Origin of the sequence: Nonomuraea sp. NPDC050202, assembly GCF_040656115.1 — a bacterium.
GTDB lineage: Bacteria > Actinomycetota > Actinomycetes > Streptosporangiales > Streptosporangiaceae > Nonomuraea.
On sequence record NZ_JBFALF010000069.1, the window covers coordinates 1 to 25,391 of the forward strand.

20 protein-coding genes and 2 pseudogenes are annotated in these 25,391 nt (G+C 68.5%); 9 read left to right on the forward strand and 13 right to left on the reverse strand.

The genetic code is table 11. The features are described 5' to 3' along the window. From AB0I79_RS60860 to AB0I79_RS60875, 4 genes and pseudogenes are all read left to right on the forward strand, one after another. Positions 1–291 (forward strand): annotated as a pseudogene (locus AB0I79_RS60860) (rhamnogalacturonan lyase); the annotation flags it as partial. Between the two features lie 209 nt (positions 292–500). Then, positions 501–2,006: a glycosyl hydrolase 53 family protein gene (locus tag AB0I79_RS60865; protein WP_357895071.1), complete on the forward strand. Its 1,506-nt coding sequence runs from the start codon at positions 501–503 to the stop codon at positions 2,004–2,006. Between the two features lie 88 nt (positions 2,007–2,094). Further along, entirely contained in the window at positions 2,095–2,790 is a 696-nt protein-coding gene (locus tag AB0I79_RS60870; RefSeq protein ID WP_357895074.1) for a hypothetical protein, read from the forward strand. Positions 2,791–3,009: 219 nt separating this feature from the next. Continuing rightward, positions 3,010–4,260 (forward strand): CBM35 domain-containing protein, encoded by a 1,251-nt coding sequence (locus AB0I79_RS60875; protein ID WP_357895077.1) that lies wholly within the window; start codon positions 3,010–3,012, stop codon positions 4,258–4,260. A gap of 80 nt (positions 4,261–4,340) precedes the next feature. On the opposite strand, the gene AB0I79_RS60880 is transcribed toward AB0I79_RS60875, so the two are convergent. From AB0I79_RS60880 to AB0I79_RS60895, 4 genes are read right to left on the reverse strand one after another with little or no spacing between them, the layout of a single operon-like run. After that, entirely contained in the window at positions 4,341–4,718 is a 378-nt protein-coding gene (locus AB0I79_RS60880; RefSeq protein ID WP_357895080.1) for a hypothetical protein, read from the reverse strand. Between the two features lie 5 nt (positions 4,719–4,723). After that, positions 4,724–5,548: a carbohydrate ABC transporter permease gene (locus tag AB0I79_RS60885; RefSeq protein ID WP_357895083.1), complete on the reverse strand. Its 825-nt coding sequence runs from the start codon at positions 5,546–5,548 to the stop codon at positions 4,724–4,726. After that, a complete protein-coding gene (locus AB0I79_RS60890; RefSeq protein WP_357895086.1) occupies positions 5,545–6,456 on the reverse strand; it encodes a sugar ABC transporter permease in 912 nt (303 codons plus the stop codon). The genes AB0I79_RS60885 and AB0I79_RS60890 overlap by 4 nt, the downstream gene beginning before the upstream one ends. Positions 6,457–6,464: 8 nt before the next feature. Beyond that, positions 6,465–7,826 carry a hypothetical protein gene (locus tag AB0I79_RS60895; RefSeq protein ID WP_357895089.1) on the reverse strand — a complete coding sequence of 454 codons (1,362 nt, stop codon included), beginning with the start codon at positions 7,824–7,826 and terminating at the stop codon, positions 6,465–6,467. A gap of 150 nt (positions 7,827–7,976) precedes the next feature. Between AB0I79_RS60895 and AB0I79_RS60900 the strand changes: the two genes are divergently transcribed. Further along, positions 7,977–9,128, forward strand: coding sequence for a LacI family DNA-binding transcriptional regulator (locus AB0I79_RS60900; RefSeq protein ID WP_357895091.1), 1,152 nt, complete (start codon positions 7,977–7,979; stop codon positions 9,126–9,128). Between the two features lie 115 nt (positions 9,129–9,243). Here AB0I79_RS60900 and AB0I79_RS60905 read toward each other — a convergent pair whose 3' ends face one another. Both AB0I79_RS60905 and AB0I79_RS60910 read right to left on the reverse strand, forming a co-directional pair. Continuing rightward, the gene (locus AB0I79_RS60905) at positions 9,244–10,518 is read right to left on the reverse strand and encodes a M24 family metallopeptidase (protein ID WP_357895094.1); all 1,275 of its coding nucleotides are present in this window, start codon (positions 10,516–10,518) and stop codon (positions 9,244–9,246) included. 59 nt (positions 10,519–10,577) lie between these two features. Then, positions 10,578–11,552 carry an SDR family NAD(P)-dependent oxidoreductase gene (locus AB0I79_RS60910; RefSeq protein WP_357895097.1) on the reverse strand — a complete coding sequence of 325 codons (975 nt, stop codon included), beginning with the start codon at positions 11,550–11,552 and terminating at the stop codon, positions 10,578–10,580. A gap of 122 nt (positions 11,553–11,674) precedes the next feature. Between AB0I79_RS60910 and AB0I79_RS60915 the strand changes: the two genes are divergently transcribed. Continuing rightward, positions 11,675–12,613 (forward strand): AraC family transcriptional regulator, encoded by a 939-nt coding sequence (locus tag AB0I79_RS60915; RefSeq protein ID WP_357895100.1) that lies wholly within the window; start codon positions 11,675–11,677, stop codon positions 12,611–12,613. A gap of 92 nt (positions 12,614–12,705) precedes the next feature. Here AB0I79_RS60915 and AB0I79_RS60920 read toward each other — a convergent pair whose 3' ends face one another. The 3 genes from AB0I79_RS60920 to AB0I79_RS60930 are packed head-to-tail and all read right to left on the reverse strand — an operon-like array spanning position 12,706 to position 16,548. Next, positions 12,706–14,919 (reverse strand): xanthine dehydrogenase family protein molybdopterin-binding subunit, encoded by a 2,214-nt coding sequence (locus AB0I79_RS60920; protein ID WP_357895103.1) that lies wholly within the window; start codon positions 14,917–14,919, stop codon positions 12,706–12,708. After that, complete coding sequence (locus AB0I79_RS60925; RefSeq protein WP_357895106.1) at positions 14,916–15,896, reverse strand: xanthine dehydrogenase family protein subunit M; 981 nt, start codon at positions 15,894–15,896, stop codon at positions 14,916–14,918. Before AB0I79_RS60925 ends, AB0I79_RS60920 begins: the two co-directional genes overlap by 4 nt. Before the next feature lies 1 nt (position 15,897). Further along, positions 15,898–16,548: a (2Fe-2S)-binding protein gene (locus tag AB0I79_RS60930; protein WP_357895109.1), complete on the reverse strand. Its 651-nt coding sequence runs from the start codon at positions 16,546–16,548 to the stop codon at positions 15,898–15,900. Positions 16,549–16,733: 185 nt separating this feature from the next. On the opposite strand from AB0I79_RS60930, the gene AB0I79_RS60935 reads away from it, so the two are divergent. Next, positions 16,734–17,669, forward strand: a complete 936-nt coding sequence (locus tag AB0I79_RS60935) for a helix-turn-helix transcriptional regulator (protein ID WP_357895112.1) — start codon at positions 16,734–16,736, stop codon at positions 17,667–17,669. Positions 17,670–17,822: 153 nt separating this feature from the next. On the opposite strand, the gene AB0I79_RS60940 is transcribed toward AB0I79_RS60935, so the two are convergent. Beyond that, the gene (locus AB0I79_RS60940) at positions 17,823–18,920 is read right to left on the reverse strand and encodes an SDR family NAD(P)-dependent oxidoreductase (protein WP_357895115.1); all 1,098 of its coding nucleotides are present in this window, start codon (positions 18,918–18,920) and stop codon (positions 17,823–17,825) included. Here AB0I79_RS60940 and AB0I79_RS60945 point away from each other — a divergent pair. Next, positions 18,913–19,845: an AraC family transcriptional regulator gene (locus AB0I79_RS60945; RefSeq protein ID WP_357895118.1), complete on the forward strand. Its 933-nt coding sequence runs from the start codon at positions 18,913–18,915 to the stop codon at positions 19,843–19,845. The two genes, AB0I79_RS60940 and AB0I79_RS60945, sit on opposite strands and share 8 nt — an antisense overlap. Before the next feature lie 215 nt (positions 19,846–20,060). On the opposite strand, the pseudogene AB0I79_RS60950 reads toward AB0I79_RS60945, so the two are convergent. Next, a pseudogene (locus tag AB0I79_RS60950) lies at positions 20,061–20,309 on the reverse strand (IS5/IS1182 family transposase); the annotation flags it as partial. A gap of 272 nt (positions 20,310–20,581) precedes the next feature. Between AB0I79_RS60950 and AB0I79_RS60955 the strand changes: the two are divergent. After that, complete coding sequence (locus tag AB0I79_RS60955; protein ID WP_357895121.1) at positions 20,582–21,991, forward strand: tachylectin-related carbohydrate-binding protein; 1,410 nt, start codon at positions 20,582–20,584, stop codon at positions 21,989–21,991. Between the two features lie 151 nt (positions 21,992–22,142). Here the strand turns inward: AB0I79_RS60955 and AB0I79_RS60960 are convergent, their stop codons facing one another. Next, on the reverse strand, positions 22,143–23,717 hold the full coding sequence (locus tag AB0I79_RS60960; protein ID WP_357895124.1) for a DUF4185 domain-containing protein: 1,575 nt from the start codon (positions 23,715–23,717) through the stop codon (positions 22,143–22,145). Positions 23,718–23,882: 165 nt separating this feature from the next. Further along, positions 23,883–24,437, reverse strand: coding sequence for an RICIN domain-containing protein (locus AB0I79_RS60965; RefSeq protein ID WP_357895127.1), 555 nt, complete (start codon positions 24,435–24,437; stop codon positions 23,883–23,885). Between the last annotated feature and the right edge of the window lie 954 nt (positions 24,438–25,391).

The window sequence follows — 25,391 nt, forward strand, 5'->3', positions numbered from 1 at the left end:
GCCTCCGGAGCGCACTCGGTCAACGGCACCAAGGCCACCCCGTCCCTGTCCGGCGACCTGTTCGGCGACTGGCGCGAGGAGATCATCCTGCCCCGCGACGACAACGCCGCACTGCGCATCTACGCCACTCCGATCCAGACCGACCGGCGCATCTACACCCTGATGCACGACGCCCAGTACCGCGTCGCCATCGCCTGGCAGAACACCGCCTACAACCAGCCACCACACCCGAGCTTCTTCCTCGGCGACGGCATGAACACCCCACCGCAACCCGACATCTACGTCCGCTGAACGCCCCCGGCAGGGCGGTCGGCGCTACCTGGCCGCCCTGCCGGCCCACGGCACGCGTGTACTCTCGCGCGGCCCGCGCTCAGCTGCGCTCCCCCGGGCTGCACGAGTCCCGCGCCTGCCCAACATGTGGCCGCGTGGCGGCCGCGCTGCTCGGCCTCGGGTGCTCGCTGCCCCTTCCACCCTGAGTACGGCCCCCCTGAGGAGCCTCGATGAAATGGTTAGCGAAGATCTCCATAGTGACGGCGGTGACGACAGCTCTGTCCGGAGCTCCCGTCATATTCGCGGCCGGCGCGCACGCCGCGACAACCCGGTACGAGGCGGAGTCCGCACCCGCCGTCTGCGATGGCGCCATGGCATCCAACCATGCCGGCTTCTCCGGTAGCGGCTTCTGTGACTCGACCAACACCGTGGGCAGCGCCGTCCAGTTCACGGTGAACACTTCGGTCGCGGGCGCCACCACCCTGACGCTCCGGTACGCCAACGGCACCACCGCGAACCGATCGGCGGACATCAGCGTCAACGGCGCGACGGTGCAGGCCGCTTTCGGTTTCGAGGGAACCGGCGCCTGGACCGCCTGGGCGAGCAAGACCCTGCCCGTGCAACTGAACGCCGGGACCAACACCGTACGGCTCGCCGCGACCACCGCCGGCGGGCTGGGGAACATCGACTACCTCGACGTCACGACGGACGGCGGCGGGGGCAGCTCGATCATGCAGGGCGCGGACGTGTCCACGCTCCAGCGAGCCGCTGACCTGGGTGCCCAGTACTACTACCCCAACGGCACCCCCGGCGACCCGCTGGACATCCTCAAGAGTGCCGGCGTGAACTACGTCCGGCTGCGGATCTGGAACAACCCGCGCAGCGGCTACAACAACAAGGACAAGGTCCTGCAGTACGCACGCACGGTGAAGGCCAAGGGCCTGAAGCTGATGGTCGACTTCCACTACTCCGACACCTGGGCCGACCCCGGCAAGCAGTACAAGCCCGCCGCCTGGGCCGGACACGGCATCAGCCAACTGCAGACCGACGTCTACAACTACACGTACGACGTGTGCACCAGCCTCAAGGCCCAGGGCACCACCCCGGACAGCGTGCAGATCGGCAACGAGATCAACACCGGCATGATGTGGCCCGACGGCCAGGTGGTCAACAACGACTTCACGAACCTGAGCCTGCTGCTCAAGGCCGGCTACAACGCGACCAAGGCGTGCAACCCCGGCACCCAGGTCATCATCCACACAGCGTTGGCGGAGAGCATGTCCTCCGCCCGCTGGTTCTACGACGGGATCCGGGCCAAGGGCGTGCCGTGGGACATCACCGCTCTGTCGTACTACTGCATGTGGCACGGCACGCTGTCCAACCTGTCCAGCGTGATCTCCGACATGCGGTCCCGCTATGCCAAGCCGGTCGTCATCGCCGAAACGGCCTATCCGTTCACCTCCGCCAACGCCGACTCGACGCCCAACGTGGTCACATCAGGGTGTTCCGGTTACGACCTCACCTGGCAGGGGCAGGCCGCCGAATTCGCGGCGGTGCAGAGCACGGCTCGCAACGCGGGCGCCGTCGGGGTCTTCTACTGGGAACCGGCCTGGTACGCGGTGCCCGGCAACGGCTGGAACCCGGCCGACATCAACAACTCCGGTAACGAGTGGGACAACATGGCCGTCTTCAACTGGACCGGCCAGCTCAACCCCAACATCCGCTGGCTCCCGTGACTCACGACCGCCGATTCCGCTCTGGCACGGGCGAGCGTGGAGACATCACCACCAATTCCACCGCTTGGAAAGGAAGACCATGACCCGCATGACCCGTCGAAGCATGGCCGCCCTCGCGGCGGGGCTGACGATCACCCTGTCCGGTCTCGCATCCGCTCCGGCGCAAGCCGCCGTCTGGTCGTCCTGCGACCAATGGGGCACCTGGTCCAACGGAGGGTACACGCTTTACAACAACATCTGGGGCTCGGGCGCCGGTGCGCAGTGCGTCTGGGCGAACTCCGCCACCAACTGGGGTGTGTGGGCCGATCACCCGAACACCGGCGGGATCAAGTCCTACCCCAACTCCACCCGCTGGTCCGGCAAGCGGATCAGCGCCCTCGGCACGTTGAGCAGCAGATTCGACGTCACCGTGCCCACGAGCGGAGTCGCCTTCACCAGCGCGTACGACGTGTGGTCCAGCGACAACCAGCACGAGATCATGCTCTGGATGAACAAGTACGGCCCGGTGGGACCGCTCGGCGGCTTCCAGACCACGGCCACCGTCGGCGGCCACACCTGGAACATCTACCGCGGCTCGAACGGCCACAACGCCGTCTACTCCTTCATCCGCACCACCAACACCGCTTCCGGCACGGTCGATATCAAAGCCATCTGCACCTGGATCCGCAACCGCGGCTGGTTCGGCGACGTGACGATCGGCAACGTGCAATTCGGCTACGAGATCACCTCATCGGCCGGCGGCAAGGACTTCGTCACCAACAACCTGACCATCACAGCCAGCTGACCCGCATCTCCGGCCTCATGGCGAGCGCCCGCACGCACCCCCTCGGGCGCCCCGCAGGCACTTGCCGTGAAGCCAGGAGCCCGGTGACCGCGCGAATTGCTGCAGAAAACCGAGAAGAGGAGGCAACTGACGATGCCTGTTGACCGAAAGCCGCCGCCCGGGCCAGAGGAGGCGGGAACCGGCCGAGCCAGGCCCCGTTCGCGAGGCCGGAGGTGGAAGTTGCGAACGTCCGTGGTCACGGCCGGCCTCTGCATCGCCTCGGCCCTGGCCTTACCTGGCCCGGCACACGCCGCGGACAGCCCGTACCAGCGGGGACCGGACCCCACCTCGGCCAGTGTCGCGGCCTCCCGCGGCACCTTCGCCACCGCGAACGTCAGCGTGCCGGCCGGCAACGGCTTCGGCGGCGGCGTCATCTACTACCCGACCGACACCAGCCAGGGCACGTTCGGCGCGGTCGCGATCGTGCCCGGTTACACCGCGACGTGGGCCGCCGAAGGCGCCTGGATGGGGCACTGGCTGGCCTCCTTCGGATTCGTCGTCATCGGCATCGACACCAATAACCGCAACGATTGGGACACCGCCCGTGGGACGCAACTGCTGGCAGCGCTGGACTATCTGACCCAGCGCAGTTCCGTACGCGACAGGGTGGACGCCGGCCGTCTGGCGGTGATGGGCCACTCGATGGGCGGCGGCGGCGCCATGTACGCAGCCCTGCAGCGCCCTTCGCTCAAGGCGGCGGTGGGGCTCGCGCCGTTCAGCCCGTCACAGAACCTGACGAACCTGCGGGTCCCCACCATGCTGCTGGCCGGACAGAACGACACGACCACCACGCCGGCCGGCATCACCACCCTCTACAACGGCATCCCGGCCTCCACGGAGAAGGCGTACCTCGAACTCACCGGCGCCGGTCACGGCTTCCCGACCTCGTCCAACTCGGTCATGATGCGGAAGGTCATCCCCTGGCTGAAGATCTTCGTCGACCAGGACACCCGTTACAGCCAGTTCCTGTGCCCGTTGATGGACTGGACCGGCATCACGGCCTACCGCAGCACCTGCCCGCTCGACCCGGGCGGCAGCGGCTCGGCCACCCGCTACGAGGCGGAGAACTCCCCGGCGGTGTGCACCGGCACCATCGACTCCAACCACGCCGGCTACTCCGGCGCCGGCTTCTGCAACGGCAACAACGCCGCCGGCGCGTACGCCCAGTTCACGATCAACGTGAGCCAGTCCGGGACAGCGACGCTGCGGGTCCGGTTCGCCAACGGCACCACGACCGCCCGGCCAACGTCATTGATCGTCAACGGATCGACAGTGCAAACACTGTCGTTCGACGGCACCGGCGCGTGGACCACCTGGGCCACCAGCACATGGACCGTCACGCTGAACGCAGGCGGCAACACCATCCAGTTCACCCCCACGACGTCGGGCGGCCTGCCCAATATCGACTATGTCGAGGTTGCGACAGCGTAGAAACGCGTGACATTCAACCGTGACCGCGGCGGATGGTCATCCCCCGGTAGGAAGCCCATGCTGCGGCTTCCTGCCGGTCACTACAACCGATCAAGAACTGGCTCTGTTGACCCGTAGGCACTGTGGCGATGACATGGCGCAGAGAAGGCTACGGTCATGGAAACATCGCAGACTCGTCCTGGCGCTTCTTGGCGTCGCGCCCATCGCCTGCCGAGCAGGCGGATGCGGGCCTGGTCGTGGCGCTTCTCGGGATGGCCGAGGGCCGGGGCGGACAGGGCCATCCACAGGTCCGTGCCGTTGGCGCCGTCCTCGTCCTGGATCGGCCACAGGTCCCACAGGTCGTGGCCGGGCAGGATCCGGGGCAGGGCCGGTGGGCCGAAGACGGGCGCGGTGGTCGCGGGGGTCTCGGCGAGCAGGTCGAGGTGCCGGCGGGTCCAGTACGCCGGTGTCGCGGTCATCGCCGTCAGCCCTTCAGCGAGCCCTGGAGGAGGGCCTTGACGAAGTGGCGCTGGAAGATGAGGAAGACCAGCAGCGTGGGGGCCAGGATGAGCAGCGATCCGGCGCACAGCAGCGGGATGTCGGTGCCCCACTGCCCCTGGAAGGCGCCCAGCGCGCCGGACATGGTGCGTTTGGCAGGGTCGTCCACCAGGACGATGGCCAGCAGGAACTGGTTCCACGTCCACAGGAACAGCAGGATCCCCAGGGACGAGATCGCCGGCATGGCCAGGGGCACGTGGATGCGCCGGAAGAGCTGCCACACGTTGGCGCCGTCCATGCGGGCGCTCTCGGACAGCTCGCCGGGCATGTTGACGAAGTGGGCGCGCATCCAGAAGACGGAGAACGGCATGAACAGGCCGATGAGCGGCAGGATGATCGCCCAGCGGGTGTTGAGCAGTCCCAGGTCGCGGATCTGGTAGTACAGCGGGGTGATGACGCCCTCGAAGGGCAGGGTCAGGCCGAGCACGAACAGCAGGAAGAGCACCCGGCCGCCGATCACGCGCAGGTGTCCGATGGCGAAGCCGGCCATCGTGCCGAGCAGGATCGAGATCGGCACCACGCCCAGCACGATGAGGACGCTCGACTTGAGCAGCTCGCCCATGTGCGCGGCTTCGAAGGCGCGCGGGAAGTTGCTCCACTGCGGGTCATCCGGCCAGGCAAGCCCGGCCGGATAGCTGCCGGAGGGGTGCAGGGCGGTGACGAACAGGCTGAGGAACGGCAGGAGCGTGATCGCCATCATGAGGACGAGCAGCAGCCTGCCGGTCCAGGCCTCCCGCCAGGGGGTGATCATCGATGGTTGTCCTTAGCGAACCACTGGATGGGCAGGGCGCAGGCGATCACAAGGATCATGAGCACCATGGCCAGGGCCGAGGCCGTGCCGACCTCGCGGTCGGAGAAGGCCAGGTAGTAGATCTGCAGGCCGGGCACCATGGTGGTATTGCCTGGGCCGCCCTGGGTGGCGATGTAGACGATGTCGAAGCTGGCCAGGGCGGCGATCACGGTCACGGTGACGCAGACCGCGATCTCCTGCCGGAGGCTGGGCACCGTGATCGACACGAACTCCCGCCACGGGCCGGCGCCGTCGAGGCGGGCGGCCTCGTACAGCGCAGGGTCGATCTTGCTGATCCCGGCCAGGAGCAGCAGCGTGCACAGGCCGAGCAGCACCCACGCGCCGATCATCCCGACCGCAGGCAACGCGGTGGCGAAGTCGCCCAGCCACGCCCGCGTCACCCCGCCGAGGCCGATGAGCTCCAGCAACTGGTTGACCACTCCGGTGGAGGCCAGCAGCCAGCTCCACGCGATGCCGGCCGCTACCAGGGGAATGACCTGCGGCAGGAAGAGCACGGTGCGGGCGACGAGGGCGAGCCGGCTGGCCGCGATGCGGCGGATGGTCGCGGCGATGGCCAGCCCTAGCACGACCGGGACCGCGCTGAAGAACACGATCAGTTGGAAGGCGTTGACCAGCGAGTCGAACAGGTCGGGATCGGTGAAGACCCTGCCGTAGTTGGCCGCGCCCACCCAGGTGGACGGGCCGATGCCGTCCCACTCGTACAGCGAGTACTGGAACGTCAGAGTGATCGGGCGCAGCACGAACACCGCGTAGAAGGCGAACGCCGGGGCGACGAACAGCCAGCCGACCAGGCCTCGCGTACCTCGCAGCTTGGTCGCGGCCGGCCGCCGGTGCGCGGACCGGGCCATCAACGTGATCAGTTCCCTTCCAGCTGGGCGGCGTAGTCCGTCTGGACCGTCTTGAGCAGGTCCTGCGGCGTCTGCTTCCCGGCCACCAGCTTCTGCAGGTTCGGCGTCCAGCTCTTGGCGTAGATGGCGCCGGTGGCGTTGGCGATGAAGTCCATAGCGCCGTTGTCCTTGGCGATGTCCGCCCCGGCGGCCAGGGTGGCGGCGGTGACCTTGTCCGAGCCCACGGCCGGCATGTAGGCGTCCGCCGGTCCCAGCGGGCGGGATCCGCCGATCTCGACGCCGATCTCGCGGGCTCGCTTGTCGGTGGCCACCCAGTTGAGGAAGAAGGCGGCGCAGTCGGCGTTCTTGGCGGTCGCGGCGATGCCGAAGGTGAGCGGGGCTGACATGGTGGCGTGCTTGCCGCCCTGCTGTGCCGGAGGCATCAGGGCGAAGCCGACGTTGCCGGCCATCTGCTTGTCGAGGTTGCCCGACTCCCAGTCGCCGTTGAACATGAACAGGCCCTGGCCGTCGATGAAGCGGCTCATCATGGTGGCGTAGTCGACCGCGTTGACGTCCTTCTGGAAGTACCCGGACTTGATCCACTTCTCCAGGTGCTGGGCGGCTTGCAGGTTCGCTGGGGTGTCGATGGTGGCGCCGGGCTTCTGGAAGATCCAGTCGTTGATGGGGGCGGCCGGGCCGTAGGAGGCCATGAGGTTCTGCAGCGGGAACGCCAGCCCGCCGGTGGCGCCGCCGTTGAACTGCACGATGGGCGTGACGCCCGCTTCCTTGGCCTTGGCCAGGGCCGTGTCGAGCTCCGCCAGCGTGGCCGGCGGAGCCGAGATGCCGATCTGGGAGGCGAGCTTCTTGTTGTAGAACAGGCCGGTCATGCTCATGTTGAGCCCCAGGGCGTAGAGCGAGCCCTCGCCCCGTGGCCGGCCGCCCTGGCCCAGGCGCAGTTGTTCGAGCTGCGAGGCCGGCCACTTGTCCCAGCCGAAGGCGGTCGCGTAGCCGTCCAGGTTCTTCAGCAGGTTGTCCTTGACCAGCTCGGAAACCTGGGGCAGGCGCATCAGGTCGGGCGGGTTGTCGGCCAGCACGCGCGGGGCGTTCTGGGTGATCACGGCGAACTGGTCCTCTCGGACGTTCCAGGTGACGTTCGGATGCTGCTTGGTGAACTCCGTGGTCAGCGCCTTGGGCAGCGGGAAGCCGGTCTCGAAGTAGCCGTTCATGGTGATCGGCGCGGTGCCGCACGTGGGCGGGGCGGACACGGGCGAGGCTCCGGTGGCCTGCGGCTGCGGGCTGTTGCTGCCGGGAGCCGCGCAGGCGGCGGCCAGCGTCCCCATGGCGATGATGAGCGCGGCCCCGGCCCTGCCGGGGCGGACGCGACGAGCCATGTGATTCTCCTCTGCTGCGGGGGACATCCCCGCCCCCGGGCCGATGTCCCGAATTCGTTGCTAAATCGGGTTAGCGCCCGATAGTCTCACCACCCGCGTCGTACGATGTCAACCCCCCGTAACCCACTCTTGACGGATCGGAGGTCCTGGGTGAGCCCACGACGGGTCACGCTGGCCGATGTGGCCAAGGCCGCCGGTGTCTCCCGCACGACCGCCTCGCTCGTGCTGTCGGGCCGTGGCCGTGAGCTGCGGATCTCTCAGGACGTCGAGCAGCGCGTGCTGCGAGCCGCCGAGGAGTTGCAGTACCGGCCGAACATCGTCTCCGTGGGCCTGCGCACGGGCACCAGCCGGACGATCGGCTTCGTCTCCGACACCGTCGCCACCTCGCGGCTCGCCGGCGACATGATCAAGGGGGCGCTCGAAGCGGCCCGCGACCGCGGCTTCATGCTGTTCATCGGCGAGACCGAGGGCGACGCCGAGCTCGAACGCCTCCTGCTGCAGGCCATGCAGGACCGGCAGGTCGACGGGCTCATCCTGGCCTCCATGTTCACCAGGACCATCAAGGTGCCCAAGGCCGTCACGGCCGTGCCCGCCGTCCTGCTCAACGCGCTGCCCAAGCAGCCCACGCCGCTGCCCGCCGTCCTGCCGGACGAGGTCGAGGCCGGCCGCAGCGCGGCCCGCGTCCTGCTCGAGGCCGGCCACCGCGACGGCATCTACCTGATCGGCGCCGGGCCCGGCCTGCGGGACGTGCCCCGGGAGAGCGTCGCGGCGGTGGAACGGCTCATCGGCATCCGCGAGGCCCTCGGCGAGGCCGGCGTCGAGGTGGCGGGAGCCCGGACCTGCCCCGACTGGCAGCCGGAACACGGCCTCACAGCGACACGTGACCTCCTCAGGACCGCCCAGCCCCGTGCGCTGATCTGCTTCAACGACCGCATCGCCATGGGCGCCTACCAGGCACTCGACGACTTCGGACTCAAGGTGCCCGCGGACGTCTCCATCGTCTCCTTCGACGACCACCCGATCGCCTCATGGATGCGGCCCAAGCTGACCACCGTGGCGCTGCCGCACTACGACCTCGGCCGCAAGGCCGTGGACGTCCTGTTCGCCGAGATCGAGCGTGACCGCGGTGGGGATGAGCGGGCAGGCGAGGTGCACCGGGTGCCGATGCCCGTGTGCGTCCGCGACTCCGTCGCACCTTCCGACGAGCCATACTTGGTTCAGGCTGCCAGGCAGGCACGCGGGTCTACTGGGAAGCTGTCCGCCGAAGGACAACCCGTCGTAGATGGGGAAACTGAAGGCTGATGGACGCACGTGGAGGAGGAGATGTCGCTCCTCCAGGCCGGTCGCCGCGAGCTTATCGATCTTCGACTGTATCTTCTGACTGGTCAGGACCGTCGAGAGCTCATCAGGCAGCGGCTCAATGCCCTCGCCCTCGCGGCGGGTGGGCGCGGAGCACCTCTCTGGTCAGCGGGCTGAGCGCGATGGGCTCGTCCTCCGTCACGATCACGGTGCCGCCGACGTGGGCAAGGTGACGACCGAAGGCGTACTGCGGCTCCAGGACGAAACACATCCCGGGCTCCAGCACCAGGTCGGCCATGAAGGTGGGGTGAGCGTGCACAGGCGGGTACGCCTCGGCACCTGGGAGCAGGCTGATGTCTGCGCGGTTCTTGCCGGCCGCGAGGAGAGCGTTGATCGAGTGGGCGGCGATGAGGTACATCTGCCCGTCGTGCGCGTCGAGCGGTGCGTGCATCGCTTCCACGACGTCGCCGAAGGTCCGCCCTGGCCGGAGCGTCGCCAGGCCGGCGTGGTAGGACTGCTGCGCGACGTCGCCCGCGCGCCAGAAGTCTTCGTGCACGTCGCCGATCGCGATCGTGACCTGGTGCTGCGTGTGGCGCCCGCCGAATTGGGAGAACACCTCGGCATAGATGACGTCCCCGTCGGCCAGCGCGCGCGGTGCCTGCGCGCGGTAGCACCATGCGGGTATCCCCGAGGCGACGGGGTCGCGGCCTGACCAAAGGTGCATGGCCGCGGGGAGCGTCCCGCGCCGGAAGCCTTCGGCCATGCCCGCGGCGTAGACCTCCGCCTCGGACACCCCTGGGCCCGCGGTATCGACCATGGCTTGCACCATGGCGTCTCCGATCTCCGCGGAGCGCCGCACGAGGGGAATCTCTTCGTCGCCGAGCCGCATCGTCATCAGGGCGACGGCGACGTCCATCTCCCGGAATTCGACGTCAGGGAGCTTCTCCAGCACCCGGCTCCACAGCGTGTGGGGCAGGACGCCTTCAGGATGCCACGGCAGATGCGCTCCGAGCCCTACGACGCCGACGTTCCCCCTGCTCAGGCCCAGCTCGGCGAGCGTGTCCGTGATCCCCGTGGAGGTGCGTGAGGCACGCAGGTTCCGCGGCGGGATCCAGGATTCGTCACCACGCCGGCTGGACTCCAGATGGTCCAGGATGAACATCCCTCCCGGCAGGTGCACGATCGGCTCGCCGTCGCGAGGGAAGACGACGGTCGTTCCGGGGCGCTCGTTGGTGAACCACGTGTCGTAGGCGACCTGGGCAGGCCCTGCGTCCTCGTGCTCGCCGAAAACGAGCAGAGCGTCCAGGCCCTCACGGGCCATGAACGCCCGGGTGAGATCCCAACGGCGGTCGCGCTCGGCCGTTGAAAGGGTCGGCGCGGCAATATCTTGCATGGTCTCGTCTCCTTGGTGGTGATCATGGAGCGTCACTTGGGATCGAAGGGACAGCTCGGTCAGACACGCGTGCCGGTCAGCCTCTGGCTGCCGGACCAGAGGTGCTCGGCGCGCACGGTGTCGTAGGACTCCTCCGACGAGCGGGCCTGAGTGCGGCCGTCGAAGTACGCGCCCGTGGTGCCTGCGAGTTCCGGCGCGGTTGCCAGCCAGGCCAGCGCGCCCCCGGACTCGGTGGCCGAGTTGATGTCGGGGGACATCACCCGGCGCAGCAGCCAGGTCAGGCGTGGAAGGACATGCCTGGCGATGAACCGCACCGGGGCGGGCAGTGAGCGGCCCAGGGCGGTTCCGAGCACCATGCCGGGGTTGAAGGCGTTGGCCGTGACACCCTCGGGCAGACGACGGGCCAGAGCGTAGGTGAAGTAGAGGTTCGCGAGCTTGGAGGTGCTGTAACGCCGCTGCCCGGCGACGAACGCGTTGTCCGGCTTCGCCGATGCTGCGAGCTCGCCCCGCGCCAGGGCATCCGCGCTGCTCCAGGCCGGGGCGGGGCCCAGCTTGAGCGCCGGGTCGTGGGTGTCGCTGGAGGTCACGAGCACGCGCGCCGGGGCGCTCAGCACGGGCAGCAGCGCGTTGACCAGCACGAAGTGGCCCAGGTGGTTGATGGCGAAGGTGGACTCGAAGCCATCGGCCGTGTGGGTGAGGTTCGTGCCCATCTGCACGCCTGCGTTGCACACCAGCGCGTGCACCGGCGGGATCGTTTCCGAGGTCACGCGGCTGGTCAGCTCCGCGGCGAAGGTCCGGACGGACTCCAGTGAGGACAGGTCCATCGTCATCGCCTCGACCGTGTTGCCGCTCGCTGCGGCGGAGGCCAACGACTCCACAGTCTCCCGTCCTTGGGCGGCGTCACGGACGGGCAGCACCAGGTGCCAGGGCCCGTGCTCGTCCCGGAGGATCGCGGTGGCCGCGGCGAATCCTATGCCGCTGGTACCACCGGTGAGGATGATCGTACGGGCCTGGCCCGCGGTCCGAGGTGCCATTGTCTTGCCCTTCCTTCGGTCGTCGCCGCGACGACGACCGTCCCGGTGTCATTCAGCCTGCCAAGCATGGATGGCACTTTGAATGCTTGTGAGTCCTGATTTCTTGTGCGAGAGTGCCAAATGTGGCAGACCAGTTGTCCGAGGTGCTTGACCTCGTGGAGGTCTACGGCGCGGTGTCCGGCGGATTCGCGGCCCGTGGCCCGTGGGTGGCACGCTCGCCGTGCTACGACGCGATGAAGCTCATCGCCATGGTGTCCGGCCACGGCCGGCTGCTGACCAACGGCCTCGACGAGCCGGTCGGGCTCTCCGCTGGTGATGTCGCCATCCTCAACAACCGCACATGGCTCGAATACGAGGGCGGCCCGCAGGGGGACGGTCCACGCCACCGGATCAGCCCCGAGGAGAATTTCACCGGTCTCAGCGAGGCGGATCCCACCACCGACGATGTCGTGCTCGGCATCGCCGTGGGCATCAACCCGGCAGGTCAGGAGCTGTTGCTGCAGACGCTGCCGCCGGTGGGAGTCGTCAGGGCCTCAGCGTCGGCCCCACTGCGCACCCTCCTCGACCAGGTCTTCGACGAGGTCGCGGGCCGCCGCACCGGCTCCGCCTTCGCCATCCGGCAGTACGGTCAGCTCCTCTTCCTCGCGGTCCTGCGCGCCTACCTCGACCAGGTGGAAGCCCCGCCGGGCTGGCTGCGGGTGCTGACCGACGAGCGACTGCGCCCGGCCGTGGCCCTCATGCACAACGAGCCCGCCGCGCCGTGGGGCCTGGAGGAGCTGGCGCGCTCCGCCGCGATGTCCCGATCAACCTTCGCCCGCCACTTCCGCGCTGCGGCGGGCATGCCTCCGCTCACCTACCTCAGTCGCTACCGCATGCTCCTGGCGCAGCGCGCCCTGAGGCAGAACGACACGCGCATCGGCGCCCTCGCCGCCGACCTGGGGTACACCTCCGAGGCGGCCTTCAGCAACGCCTTCAAGCGCGAGATCGGCGAGTCCCCGCTGCACTACCGGCACCGGGTGCGCAACGAACCGTACGGACGCCGCCGGCCCACCCCGGCGTGAGCGGCCCGCTCGGGGCGCCGGCAGCAAACGCGGGGTCGGCCGAGGTGGGTGCGGCTCGCCGGCGGGCGCCGGTCAGATCGACGGCCCCGCCATCACAGGAGGGCTTCGATGGTGATGGGAAGGGAGCGGATCCGGCGGCCGGTGGCGTGGAAGACGGCGTTGGCGATCGCGGGCGCCACACCGACGATCACCACCTCACCCAGGCCCTTGACGCCGATGGGGTCGGCGGTGCGGTCGTCGCCGCGCAGGTAGATGGCGTTGACGTCGGGGACGTCGGCGTTGACGGGGACGAGGTAGTCGGCCAGGTTCGCGTTGACGATGCGGCCGTTGCGCGGGTCGGTGACGGCGTGCTCCAGCAGGGCCATGCCGATGCCGCCGACCATGCCGCCGATTGCCTGGCTTTCGGCGAGTTTGGGGTTGATGATGCGGCCCGCGTCGTACACGCCGAGCACTCGCCGGATACGTACCAGGCCGAGGCTTTCGTCGACGGCGACCTGGGCGAACACCGCGCCGTAGGCGTGCGTGGAGAACCGTTCCACCTCGTCCCCGGGGGTGTACCCGCCGGGCGTCTCCAGGTGGGAGAGGTCGGCGCGGGCCAGCAGTTGCTGGTAGGTCTCGCCGCGTTCGGGATCGTCGCGCAGGTGCAGGCGGCCGTTCTCGACGGCGACGTCGTTGGCCGAAGCTCCGTGCAGAGGTGAGCCAGGGTCCTCGACGGCGAGCCGGATGGCCTGCAGGCGGAGCTTGTCACAGGTGTCCTGGACGGCGGAGCCGACGCTGGCCATGGTCAGGGAGCCGCCGTGGGGCGGGGACTGCGGCATGGTCGAGTCGCCGAGTTGGAACCGCACGCCGGCCATGGGGAGGCCGAGCGCGTCGGCGGCGACCTGAGTCATGGAGGTGTAGGTGCCGGGTCCCATGTCGGAGGTCGCGCACTGGACGATCGCGTTACCGTCGGCGTCGAGCCGGGCCAGGGCCTGAGCCGGGGCGCGCAGGGTGTGGTAGGAGGCTACCGCGACGCCGGTGCCGAGCAGCCAGTTGCCGTCGCGGGCCGAGCGTGGCTCGGGATCGCGGTCGTCCCAGCCGACCGTGCGGGAGCCGATGCGCAGGCACTCGCGCAGCCGCCGGGTGGAGAACGGCGCCCCGGTGCTCGGATCCTGGCCGGGCTCGTTGCGCAGGCGCAGGTCGATCGGGTCGATGCCGACCTCGTGGGCGAGTTCGTCCATGGCGCACTCGATGGCGAACGCGGCGGTGGCTGCCCCGGGGCCGCGCATGTAGGTGGGGGTGCTGATGTCCAGGGGGATCGACCGGTAGGTCTGGCGGACGTTGGACGTGGCGTACAACATCTGGCCCTGAACGGTCAGGGACTCCCGGTAGTCCTCGTAGGTGGAGGTCGCGGCGCTGATGTCGTGCACGGCGGCGGTGAGCCGGCCGTCCTGCCCGGCGGCGAGGGTGAGCGTGTAGTCGGTGACGGGGCGGTGTCCCGTCCCGGTGAACATCTGCTCGCGGGTCAGGACGACCTTCACCGGGCGGCGCACCTGGCGGGCGGCCAGCGCGGCAATGGTGACGTGTGGCCAGGCTCGCAGCGCACTGCCGAACGCGCCGCCGACGAACGGTGAGATGACCCGGATCGACTCGGGCGGGATGCCGAACACGGCGGCGAGGTCGGCCCGGGTGTTGAGGACGTTCTGGGTCTTGTCCCACAGCGTGAGCCGGTCGCCGTTCCAGTGGGCGATGGTGGCGTGTGTCTCCATCGGATGGTGCTGCTCGCGCGGGAGCCGGTAGGTCTGCGTCAGCCGGGTGTGTGCCTGCCGCAGCGCCGCTTCGACGTCGCCCCGCTGGTAGTTCTCCGGCTTGTTGGGCGGGCCCGCCGGGGAGGCCAGATCGGTCGCGGGCGGCTCGCCGTCGTAGCCGATCCGCACCAGCGCCGCCGCGTGCCGGGCGGCCTCCAGGGTTTCGGCCACCACGACGGCGACGGGCTGGCCGAAGAACCTGACCCGGTCGTCCTGGAAGACCCGCAGGCGCTCACCCCCTCCCCGGGCAGGATCGGGCATGCCGCGGAAGGGCTGGTAGGGCAGTTTCGGCGCGTTCAGATGGCTGATCACGGTGAGCACGCCGGGCAGGGCGCCGGCGGCCCGGGTGTCGATCCCGTTGATCCGTCCCCTTCCTGTGGTGCTGGGGACGATCACGCCGTGGACGACGTCGCGTACGGCGCCGTGGGCGTCATGCTCGGCGGCGTAGGCGGCCTGGCCGGTCACCTTCAGCCACCCGTCCACCCGGGACAGTGGCGCGCCCGCCGCGGGCCGGGTCATCGCGTTCCTCCCACCGTGCGTAGCTGACGTTCGATGGTGCGTTTGAGGAGTTCCGCCTTGAAGGCGTTGTGGCGCAGCGGGCGTGCGCCGTCCGCCGCGACCGCCGCGGCCCGCGCCCATAACTGCTCGGAGGGGCGGGCGCCTACCAGCAGCCGCTCCACCGCGCCCAGCCGCCACGGCACCGTGCCCACCCCGCCGGCGGCGATCCGGGCGTCCCGGATGACACCGCCGGTGAGATGCAGCAGGACCGCAGCGGAGGTGAGCGCGAACTCGTACGACTGCCGGTCACGGACCTTCAGGTAGCCCGAGAGCAGGGGGCGCGGGTGCGGCGGGATCTCCACGGCGGTGATCAGCTCGCCGGGCCGCAGGTCGTGCTCGCGGTCGGGCGTGTCACCGGGCCGCAGCAGGAGCTCGGTCATGGCGAGGCCGCGCTCCCCGTCAGGGCCCTGCAGGTGCACGCCGGCGTCCAGCGCCACCAATGCCACGGCCAGATCGGATGGGTGGGCCGCCACACACGCGTCCGACGTTCCCAGAATCGCGTGCGAGCGGTTGTAACCCTCCAGGGCGGCGCACCCGGACCCGGGTTGCCGCTTGTTGCAGGCGGCAGTGACGTCACGGAAGTAGGCGCAGCGGGTGCGCTGCAGGAGGTTGCCGCCGATGGTGGCCATGTTCCGCAGCTGTGGCGACGCGCTCAGCTCCAGCGCCTGCGCCACCACCGGGTAGGCGCTGCGCACGCGCGGGTGCGCGGCGACGTCGGACATGAGCGCCAGCGCGCCGATCCGCAGACCGCCGGACGCGGTGGCCCGCACCTCCCGCAGCGGCAGGCCACCGATGTCGACCAGCGTGTCAGGACGTTCCACCGTCTCGCGCATCAGGTCGACCAGCGTCGTGCCGCCGGCGATGTAACGTCCGCCGCGCGCTCCGGCCGTGATCGCGGCACGGGTGTCGGCGGGCTTGGTGTAGGCGAACGGGTACATGTCAGCTCCTGCCCGCGCGCGCCGTCTGCGCGATCGCGTTGACGATCTTGACGTAGCAGCCGCAGCGGCAGAGGTTGCCGCTCATCCACTCGCGGATCTCCTCCCGGGAGCCGGTGTGGCCCTCGCGGATGCACGCCACGCCGGACATGATCTGTCCCGGGGTGCAGTAGCCGCACTGGAAGGCGTCCTGCTCGACGAAGGTCCGCTGCAACGCGTGCAGCTCACCGTCATCGGAGGCCAGGCCCTCGATCGTGGTGACCTCGGCGTCCCGGCACCGCACCGCCAGCGTCAGGCACGCGTTGACGCGGCGGCCGTCCACCAGCACCGTGCACGCACCGCACGCGCCCTGATCGCAGCCCTTCTTGGTGCCGGGTAAGGCGAGCCGCTCGCGCAGCAGATCCAGCAGCGACGTCCGGTTGTCGATCGTCACCTGGTGGCGTCGCCCGTTCACGGTCACCGACAGCGCACTGCTGTGGCCGCCGGACGCCACGATCTGTTTGATCGACGCGCCGGCCTGCTCCGCGGTGAGCGCGGACGGAAGGACGCCGGCTGCCACACCAGCGGCAGCGGTCGTCGACAGGAAACCCCGCCGGGACACCCCGGGCGGTGCGTGCCCATCCCGGCGGTCTTCGCCAGGGAGCTTGTCGGACATGAATTCCTCACTTCTCTTCGCTCAGCAACTCGTCCTGCTCCAGTGGCCTACCTGCAGGTTGGGACCGACCAGCCTCCGAGCGGCCACTGCGAGTACAAGTGCTGATCGGATAGGGAGCAAGGCACTGGTGAAGGGTGTACTGGCAGGGCATCCCTGCAAGGTGGCAGGCGGCGTAGCTTGGGAGGGTGGACACCCGCAGCCAGATCAGTGAGTTCCTGACCTCCCGGCGCGCCAAGATCAGCCCGCAACAGGCCGGGTTGTCCTCCTACGGCACCCGCCGGGTGCCCGGACTGCGCCGTACCGAAGTCGCCCAGCTGGCCGGAGTGAGCGTGGAGTACTACTCCCGCCTGGAACGCGGCGACCTGTCAGGGGCGTCCGACCACGTCCTGGGCGCCCTGGCCAGCGCGCTGCAGCTCAACGACGAAGAACGCATCCACCTGGAGGATCTTGCCCGTGCCGCGGGCCCTCGTCCGCGGCGGCGGCGCCGCCCCGCCCCCAGCCAGGTGCGGCCCTCGGTCCAGCGGCTCCTGGACTCCATGACGGGCGCCCCGGCATTCGTCAAGAACGGCCTCTGCGACGTCCTGGCCACCAACGCTCTCGGCCGTGCCCTGTTGGCACCCATGTTCGACGCGGCCCGCGGCGCCATCCCCAATCACGCCCGGTTCACCTTCTTCGACCCCCGCTCCCACGAGTTCTGGGGCAACTGGGACAGTGCCGCCGATGTCACCGTCGCCCTCCTGCACGCCCAGGCCGGCCGCGACCCCTACGACAAAGACCTCACCGACCTCATCGGCGAGTTGTCCACCCGCAGCGACGACTTCCGCGTCCGCTGGGCCCGCCACGACGTCCGCCAGCACCACCTCGGCCGCAAATCGGTCCGCCATCCCGTGGTCGGTGAGCTCCACCTCACCTACGAATCCCTGGACCTGGCCACCGACGGCCTCACCCTGGTCGCCTACGGCGCCCAGCCCGCAACTGATTCCGACGACAAACTCCGCCTCCTTGCCGGCTGGGCCGGCACACTCGACCACGCCACCGCCTCCCACACGCCGACCGCGGCACCACCGCCTACGACCGCCGGCTCCGCCACCGCGCCGCCGCTCTCGACCTCCGCCGTCTGATCAACCTCGGGCTCGCCCGCACCGGCGGCATCTGCATCCTCAACCTGATCACCGCAGGGCAAGAGGGTGAGCCGGCTCATGCCGGCTCACCCATCAAGATCTTCACGACGTTCCTGGACCAGCGGCCTGGTTGGCCAAGAGGGACTGTGCGGTTTACTGGACAGACCCCGCCAAGAGACGTTCCGCAAGAGCCCAGAGGCGGCGGGCCGAGGCGGGGTCGACGGCGTACGGAGCGAGGTCGGTGCTGATGTCGCCGCTGGCGAGCATCTCCGGCGTGAGGGGGCGACCGTCGACCGGGGCGATGTCGCAGTTCTTCAGGTAGACGCCGCCGATGCCGTCGAGCAGAGGACTGGCCGCCGCGAACACGATCGTGGCCGCGGCCTGCCGCGGGGTCTTCTTTTCGCGCTCGGGGTCGATGATCGGCTGGTCGTCGTCGCCGATCAGGCCCAGGGCCCGCAACTGGGCCAGGTCGTAGAGCGATCCGGACTCTTTGTGCAGGGACGTGGCTATGGAAATGCCCGGGTGCAGGCTGTAACCGCGGATGCCGTCGGTGGCCCAGCGGCGATCCAGTTCGGTGGCGAACAGGATCAGGGCGGTCTTGGACTGGCCGTATGCGAGGTTGCTGTCGTAGCCGCCGGTGAAGTTCAGGTCGTCCCAGCGGATGTCGGTGAGGCGGTGGCTGCCGGAGGCCACGTTGACGACCCGGGCGCCGCGGGCGGCGCGCAGGGCGGGGAGCAGGCCGAGGGTCAGCTGGAAGTGGCCGAGGTAGGCGACGGCGAAGGTGGCTTCGTAGCCGCGCGCATCCACGACGAGCTCACGGCTGACGGCGGTCGCGTTGTTGATCAGGACGTGCAGCGGCCGGCCGGAGCTCACGTAGGCGGCGGCGAAGGCGTCGATCGACTCCGGGGTGAGCAGGTCCAGCTGTTCGACCTGGACGCCGTCGATACCCGCCACTGCGGCGGCCGCGGCGTTGGTGTCGCGGGCCGCTACGGTGACGGAAGCGCCGGCCTTGCTGAGTGCCTCGGTGCTCGCCAGTCCGAGGCCGCTGTGGCCCCCGGTGATGATGACGTTCTTGCCCGTCAGGTCGATGCCGGCGAGGACTTCATCGGTGGTGGTGAACGCGGTGAAGCCCGAGCCGAGCGGCTGCTGATGTTCCCAAGGATTGGTCATGGCTCCAGTCTGCAGAGGTTCAATTGGACGGAGAATGCTTGACAGGTCATATTTTCTTCGTGAAAGTTCAGACATGGTCATTGATCATTTGTCGGAGATGTTCGACCTCATCGAGGTTCGCGGCCAGATCTCCGGCGCGGCCGCGATGCGCGGGCACTGGGTCACGCAGTCCGTCATCGAAAGCCCGCTGAAGCTGACGATGATGGTTCGCGGCCGGTGCCGGCTGTCGACCGATGGGCTCGACGCCCCGATCGACATGGAGGCCGGCGACGTCGCGGTCCTGACCGGCCGCTCATGGCTGCGCGCCGAGGGCGGCGCCGGTGACGGTCCACCCATGGAGTTCACGCCGGAGCCGGGCCAGTATGCCGTGCGCGTCGGCGGCGCAGACTTCGACGTCGACGACGTCCTCCTCGGCGGTCACGTCGACCTCAACCCGGCCGGTGCGGCGCTGCTGACACAGGCGCTGCCGCCCGTGGCGCTCATCCCAGCCTCCCATACCGCCACGCACACCCTGCGCGCGTCCGTCGACCGGCTGGTCGAAGAGGTGACGGGCGAGCGGATGGGTGCCGCCTTCGCAGTACGCCAGCACGCCCAGCTGCTGCTCCTCGAGGTGCTCCGGGCCTACCTCAGCCTGGCCGAGGCAGCCGAGCTGCCGCCGGGATGGCTGCGGGCGATGACCGACGACCGGCTGCGTCCTGCGCTGACTCTCATGCATGGCCAACCAGGGCGGTCCTGGGGGCTGAAGGAGCTGGCCCGTGCCGCGGCGATGTCGCGGACATCGTTCGCCGTGCGCTTCCGCTCCGTGGCGGGTATGCCCCCGCTGGCCTACCTCAACTCATGGCGGATGCTGCTGGCCCAGCGGGCGCTGCGCGACGACGACGTCCGGATCGGGGCACTTGCCGCACAGCTGGGCTACACCTCGGAAAGCGCCTTCAGCACCGCCTTCAAACGCGAGGTGGGCGAGGCGCCCCTGCGCTACCGGCATCGGCACCGGCAAGCGTCGTAACCATCGGTTCCGGTACGAAGAACCCCGCGCCCCCGATCCCGGAACATCGGCCCCTTGTGCGGCACATCGTCCAAAGGCTCAGGTCGATGGTCGCGGTGTCCCCAGGTGGCGTGCATGCTCCACGTCGAGCCTCAGGGATCTGAGCAGGTCGAGCAGCTCGGCGTGGTAGAGCTTGGCGGGATCGCCGGTCTAGAGCCTGTGCGGAGTTCGGATCTTCAGGCTGGTCGGAGGCTTCGGATCCATAGGATGGCTCCGCGTAAGTGCAGACCGGCGAGAAAGCTGTCGGGCGTCTTGTCGAACCGGAAGGCCAGCCCACGCCACTCCTCGATCCGATTGACGCACCGTTCCACCGAGTTGCGCTGCTTGTAGAGCTCGGCGTCATGACCGACCGGCCGGCCGCCGCGGGAGCCGCGCTTCTTGCGGCTGGCCGCCTGGTCGGCCTTCTCCGGGATGACCGCCTTGATCCACCGCCAAGGTCCGGGCCGCCATCGGCGAACAGGCGTTCGCCGCCGAGTTCGCCCGAGGCATCACTCTCGACCCCTCCGAGATCTGACCGGTCCGGATCGTCCCGGCGAACCGGGGGCCGGGTGCCGTGACAGCCAGGCGACAGGTACGCGACAGCCACACGACATTCGATCGTGCGACTGTCGGTTGATCACACCGCCGAGTCTTCCACTGCCCTGGGAAACGGCCTCCACCAGCAGGCCGATGGCGGACAACAGAGAGGAACTGCCGCATGCGCGAAAATCGACACTTACCACCATTCGCCATCCCCCGCATATTGGCCATCTTCCTGGGCCTCATATCCTTTGCCGCCACCCATCTGGTCGCAGCCGCACCGGCCCTGGCCGCACCACCGATTCCGGGCTTCGGCCCCGCGATCGAGGGCTACGCGCCTGCGCAATACCAGACCACCTGCGACCCTGCCGCCAAGCCCGGCGTGGTGGAATTCCGCGACCTGCTGAACCAGACGTACGGCACGCACACCGCCGGCATCAGCCGCGCCTGCGACCAAGGCGGCACCAGCGAACACAAGGAAGGCAGGGCGCTGGACTACCACTTCAACATCAACGTCCCGGATCAGGCGGCCGCGGCGAACGATCTGCTGAACTGGCTGCTGGCGACCGATAGACACGGCAATGTCAACGCCCTGGCCAGGCGATTCGGCATCATGTACATCATCTGGAACCGACGGATATGGCAATCAGGTTCCTGGGAGGCCTACACCGGCAGCAACCCCCATACTGATCACATCCATTTCAGTTTCGGCTGGCCCGGCGCCCGGAAGCAGACGTCTTGGTGGACCGCCCGGCCTCCTCGTGATCGTTCGGTGAGTGATGTGACCGGCGACGGATTCGCCGACCTGCTCGCCTATCGGGCCAATGGAGAACTGCTGCAGTACAACAACAACATCCTGATCAACCCGGGCGGGGTGCCCTACAGCGATGGACGGCTGATCGGTGAAGGCTGGAGCGCCTTCAAACACGTCCTGGCGGCCGATCTAACCGGCGACGGATTCGCCGAAGCGATCGCGGTGAACGCTGAAGGCAAAATGTTCCAGTACGACAACAACATTCTGATCAACCCCGGCGGCGTACCGTACACCACCGGCCGGGAGATCGGTCACGGCTGGCAAGGCTTCAAAAAACTCCTGGCAGCCGACGTCAGCGGGGACGGATCCGCCGACATCCTGGGCATCAGCGCGGAGAACGACCTCTGGTATTACCCGAACAACCGCGGCAGCAACCCCGGCGGCGTCCCCTTCATGGGCGGCCAGAAAATCGGCGAAGGCTGGGACCGTTTCACCAAAGTACTGCTGGGCGACATCACCGGCGACCGCTACGCCGACGTCCTGGGAATCGAACCCAACGGACACATGTTCCTGTTCCCCAACAACATCGGCGTCTCCCCCGACCGCCCTTACGGCTACAACGTCGACATCGGACAAGGCTGGGGCGGCTTCGTGAGCCTGCTCGCCGCCGACGTCAGCGGAGACGGATCCGCCGACGTCCTCGGCGTCGACCCCGACGGGCAGATGCGCTACTACCCCAACAACAGTGGCAGCAACCCCGGCGGCCTGCCCTTCACCGGCGGCCTCGTCGTCGGCGTCGGCTGGCAAGGCCTCACCATCGCCTCCAGCTCCTGAGCCCTCCCTGCCTGACGGTCCGCAAGACCGTCAGGCACCCTCACGCAATCAGGCGCGGCCGGGCCGCCGGGGGAGAGCAGGTGCGCGCCGTATCCTCCGCTGCCTCAAGCGATACCTGGCCCGCGAGAACTTTCGAGCGAAGCGGGGCGATTCACACCTCCTCCAGCCTTATGTCATCGATTTGAATCCAGAAGTCCTGCCCGTTCAGCCCCCATCCACCAGCGAAGACCTCAAGTTCCGTCAAGTTGCTGGGAGGAATGTCCACGCTCAACCGGGTGTAGGTGGGAAGCGGCCCGAATTTCTGCTCCGCGATGACGCCCTGGCTGGGAGGTCGCCGTACCCCAAAGTAGCCTCCGGCGTTGCCAGCGGAACTGCGCATCCATCCGGTGAGGCGATACCAGCGGCCAGGTTGTACGGCGACTCGCTGGTGGAGGTCGTTCCAGCCGCTGGTATTGCCTACCCAGCCGTTGTTCGCGCCCGAATGGGCGTTGCCGATGCCGCGATCGATGCCGCCGCGGCCGTTGAGGGTCCAGGGAGGTGTCCTGGCACTGGCAGGATGGTCTTCGAAGCCGCCGTCCTGGACCAGGTTGGTGTCGGAGGGGAGGTCGGCCAGCCGGAGGCGCATCAACCGGACGTGGTACGGCGCCCACTGTGACATGGCGAAGTACAGGTTCTCGCCGGTGCTGTCGGGGTGCAGGAACGCGCCGTACAGACCGGGATGGTCGGCGGAATTGGCCACCACCTGACCTCCCGTCCACGGCCCGGTCGGCTCGTTGGCGGTGCGCATGACGATCGCGGCTCTGCGTTCGTCCAGGTGCAGCGCGACCCAGCGCCGCAGGGTGGTGTTGTAAAGGATCGACAACTCTCCGACGGGTCCCGCCATGACCGGGATCGCCCGGTCCAGGCTGCCCGACTGCCATCCCGTGGCGGTCCAGTATTCGTAGGCCGACAGGTCGAGCATCCGCGAGCCGGGGACGCGAGCGACGTAGGCGTCGCCGAACCTGCCGTTGGCTGTGCCGAAGAGGTAGACGAAATCGCCCTGTTTTGTGGCGGCTGCCATCTGGAAGTGGCTGCCGCCGTCACGGTTGGTCCAACGTGCGGCAGGCGCCTTGATCCAGCGCTGCCCGCCGTCGTCGGAGTAGGCCAGGCCCGAGTAGTTGGTGATCCATGTCCCGTTGGTCCCCCATGAGCGGACAGACATGTAATGGAGGTAATCGCGGGAACCGACGCTTATGGCTGCGGTGGGGATGACAGTCACCCCCTGCACCGCAGGGTCGCCGGGAAGGATCTGCGCGGCATGCCCGGAATGGTCGCTGATCATGGAGTCGATGCTCAGGCCGTCGGCGAGGTTGTCGTCGGTGGAGTGGGCCAGGGTGTTGTAGCGCCAGTCGGCGGTCTCGGGACCGGCGCCGTTGCCACCCCACCCCTGCCCGTAGGTGTCGCCGAAGGCGATCGCTACCCTGCCGCGCGAGTCCCGCCACATGACGCCCAGATCGGTCGCGTGCACACCGAACCGGGAACGCGTCTGGTTGATGTCACCGACTCCCTGCCCAGCGATCAACGCGACCGGCTGAGCCGGGGACGGGGCCGCGAGCCCGGACCGCGCCGCAGGCGCCGCGGCCTGCGCGTTTCCCGCGTACGCCAGCGTGGCGGCCACGGCGCACAGCAGCGCCGTCCGCAGGGTCCTCCACCGAAACGAACCACCGATTGCCGTCTGATGATGCATGGGTTCCCACCCTTCTGCCCCCGTCGCTGCGTGTCTGCCGAAGAGAACCACCTGGTCCCCGCCCGGGGGGCGGACCGGTTGCCCGGCCCACCCCGTGCTGGTCCCCGTCGACCTTCCGCCCGCGGCTCGGCTCAAGGGCTGCCGGCCGTACAGAGACCCGCAGAATCAGGAGATGGGATTCCAGAAGTGATCCGGGAAACTGCCACAGGGCCATTGAATCGCGGCGGCGTTGTCCGAGACGTTGCCGTCCCTGATCGCGAGGCATTGGCCGCTCTTACGATTGATGAGCTGAATGCCCTGCGGATAGTTGACGACACGCCAGTAATGATCGTCCCAGTCTCCGCAGTCGTACTGGATGAGCTGAACGCCGGGTGTGGTGGAACCACCCGGCACGGCCAGGCATTTCTGGCTGTTTTGATTCACCATGCGCAGCCACGGCGCCGGCAGATTTCCCCCGACCAGCAGCCAGTAGTGATCGGCCCAGTTTCCGCAGGTGAATTGCGTTACCGGGGCGAGGTTCGCCGTGGAGCCGCCGGGAATGTTCAGGCACTTACCGGTCCCGAAGTTCCGCCATCTGACGCCGCTGACGGCTGCGGCCCCGGTGGAGGCCTGCGAGGCCTGCGGGGCCTGCGGGTCCCTGGCTGTGTTCGCGCTCGCGGTAGGTGCCCCTACCGTCATCAGCGCGAGACCAACGAGTACTGCTGCGGCGAATTTTCTCATTCCATGCATCCTTTCTGTGCTGCTTTTCGGCTTCGATGTGTTAGTCCCCTCGGGTCCTGCTCGATGTGAGCGGGCCGAAGTCCCGCTTGGTTACCCGTGAGGGCCGTACACGTGCGCGGCTCTTGGCAAGGGTGTGCTGTGCTGTTCTCCTTGGCTGCAGTCCGCGAGATGTCCCTTCGGACGAGGTTTGCATGACGCCGCGGAACACCACCCACGGCGCGGCGGATCCACGGACCTTGCCGCGGTGGAGTAATCGTGGGCGTTTCGACCACCGCGCTTCCTCCTGGGAGCGCTCAACAATGGAACTGATCGATGGTGGTCGAATCGTCGGGCAGCGATCAGGCGCCGACCTGCCGTCCTCAGGCAAATCCCGGCAGCAAGAGCCAGGAGTATGGAACACCTTCCTCTCTTCACATATGCCTCCGCCACAGCGATTCGTGTCTGCCCGAGAAGGGGCGAGAAGGACGGGTAACGATTCTTCGTCAAATAGAATCAGGTGTGGCCGACGCAGTCCGTGTAGGGCGGCACCTCAACCGCCATGCTTTCTACGACCGGACAAATACATCTTCTCCGAACGTCCTTGCGTCGGACTGTCGTTAATCTTTCTGGTACCGGTTCTCCGCTGTCGTCGAACCGGACCTCGGCCTGTTCACTGCAATCGCGCTGCATATCGGCGCCGACGCCGCCGACCACGAGACCGCGTCGCCCTCGGCCTACTCGCCCCAGGGGTGGGACGCTGCGGATCTTCGCCGGTGCCGCACCCAGGGCCGCCGGCGCGGTCACCTGCCTCGCCGGGCAGTCCCCCGACTCGCGCGTCGTGGCGGAGGACATGCTGGCCGAAGCAAGTGACGGCGGTAGAGGGGTTGAGCTTGTCCCCCTATAAACGCGCTCTGCCTCGTGCGTGGCCAGGCGGGTTTCCTGGGATCAGCACATCGAACGCGACCTGCGAGACGG

What these genes read in the sequence shown, in the direction of transcription:
- AB0I79_RS60890 (WP_357895086.1), bottom strand. Translation starts at nt 6,456, where the DNA reads ATGGCCCGGTCCGCGCACCGGCGGCCGGCCGCGACCAAGCTGCGAGGT.
- AB0I79_RS60910 (WP_357895097.1), bottom strand. Translation starts at nt 11,552, where the DNA reads ATGGCACCTCGGACCGCGGGCCAGGCCCGTACGATCATCCTCACCGGT.
- AB0I79_RS60895 (WP_357895089.1), bottom strand. Translation starts at nt 7,826, where the DNA reads ATGGCTCGTCGCGTCCGCCCCGGCAGGGCCGGGGCCGCGCTCATCATC.
- AB0I79_RS60880 (WP_357895080.1), bottom strand. Translation starts at nt 4,718, where the DNA reads ATGACCGCGACACCGGCGTACTGGACCCGCCGGCACCTCGACCTGCTC.
- AB0I79_RS60865 (WP_357895071.1), top strand. Translation starts at nt 501, where the DNA reads ATGAAATGGTTAGCGAAGATCTCCATAGTGACGGCGGTGACGACAGCT.
- AB0I79_RS60945 (WP_357895118.1), top strand. Translation starts at nt 18,913, where the DNA reads ATGGTCATTGATCATTTGTCGGAGATGTTCGACCTCATCGAGGTTCGC.
- AB0I79_RS60885 (WP_357895083.1), bottom strand. Translation starts at nt 5,548, where the DNA reads ATGATCACCCCCTGGCGGGAGGCCTGGACCGGCAGGCTGCTGCTCGTC.
- AB0I79_RS60930 (WP_357895109.1), bottom strand. Translation starts at nt 16,548, where the DNA reads ATGTCCGACAAGCTCCCTGGCGAAGACCGCCGGGATGGGCACGCACCG.
- AB0I79_RS60955 (WP_357895121.1), top strand. Translation starts at nt 20,582, where the DNA reads ATGCGCGAAAATCGACACTTACCACCATTCGCCATCCCCCGCATATTG.
- AB0I79_RS60905 (WP_357895094.1), bottom strand. Translation starts at nt 10,518, where the DNA reads ATGCAAGATATTGCCGCGCCGACCCTTTCAACGGCCGAGCGCGACCGC.
- AB0I79_RS60940 (WP_357895115.1), bottom strand. Translation starts at nt 18,920, where the DNA reads ATGACCATGTCTGAACTTTCACGAAGAAAATATGACCTGTCAAGCATT.
- AB0I79_RS60965 (WP_357895127.1), bottom strand. Translation starts at nt 24,437, where the DNA reads ATGAGAAAATTCGCCGCAGCAGTACTCGTTGGTCTCGCGCTGATGACG.
- AB0I79_RS60920 (WP_357895103.1), bottom strand. Translation starts at nt 14,919, where the DNA reads ATGACCCGGCCCGCGGCGGGCGCGCCACTGTCCCGGGTGGACGGGTGG.
- AB0I79_RS60960 (WP_357895124.1), bottom strand. Translation starts at nt 23,717, where the DNA reads ATGCATCATCAGACGGCAATCGGTGGTTCGTTTCGGTGGAGGACCCTG.
- AB0I79_RS60870 (WP_357895074.1), top strand. Translation starts at nt 2,095, where the DNA reads ATGACCCGTCGAAGCATGGCCGCCCTCGCGGCGGGGCTGACGATCACC.
- AB0I79_RS60925 (WP_357895106.1), bottom strand. Translation starts at nt 15,896, where the DNA reads ATGTACCCGTTCGCCTACACCAAGCCCGCCGACACCCGTGCCGCGATC.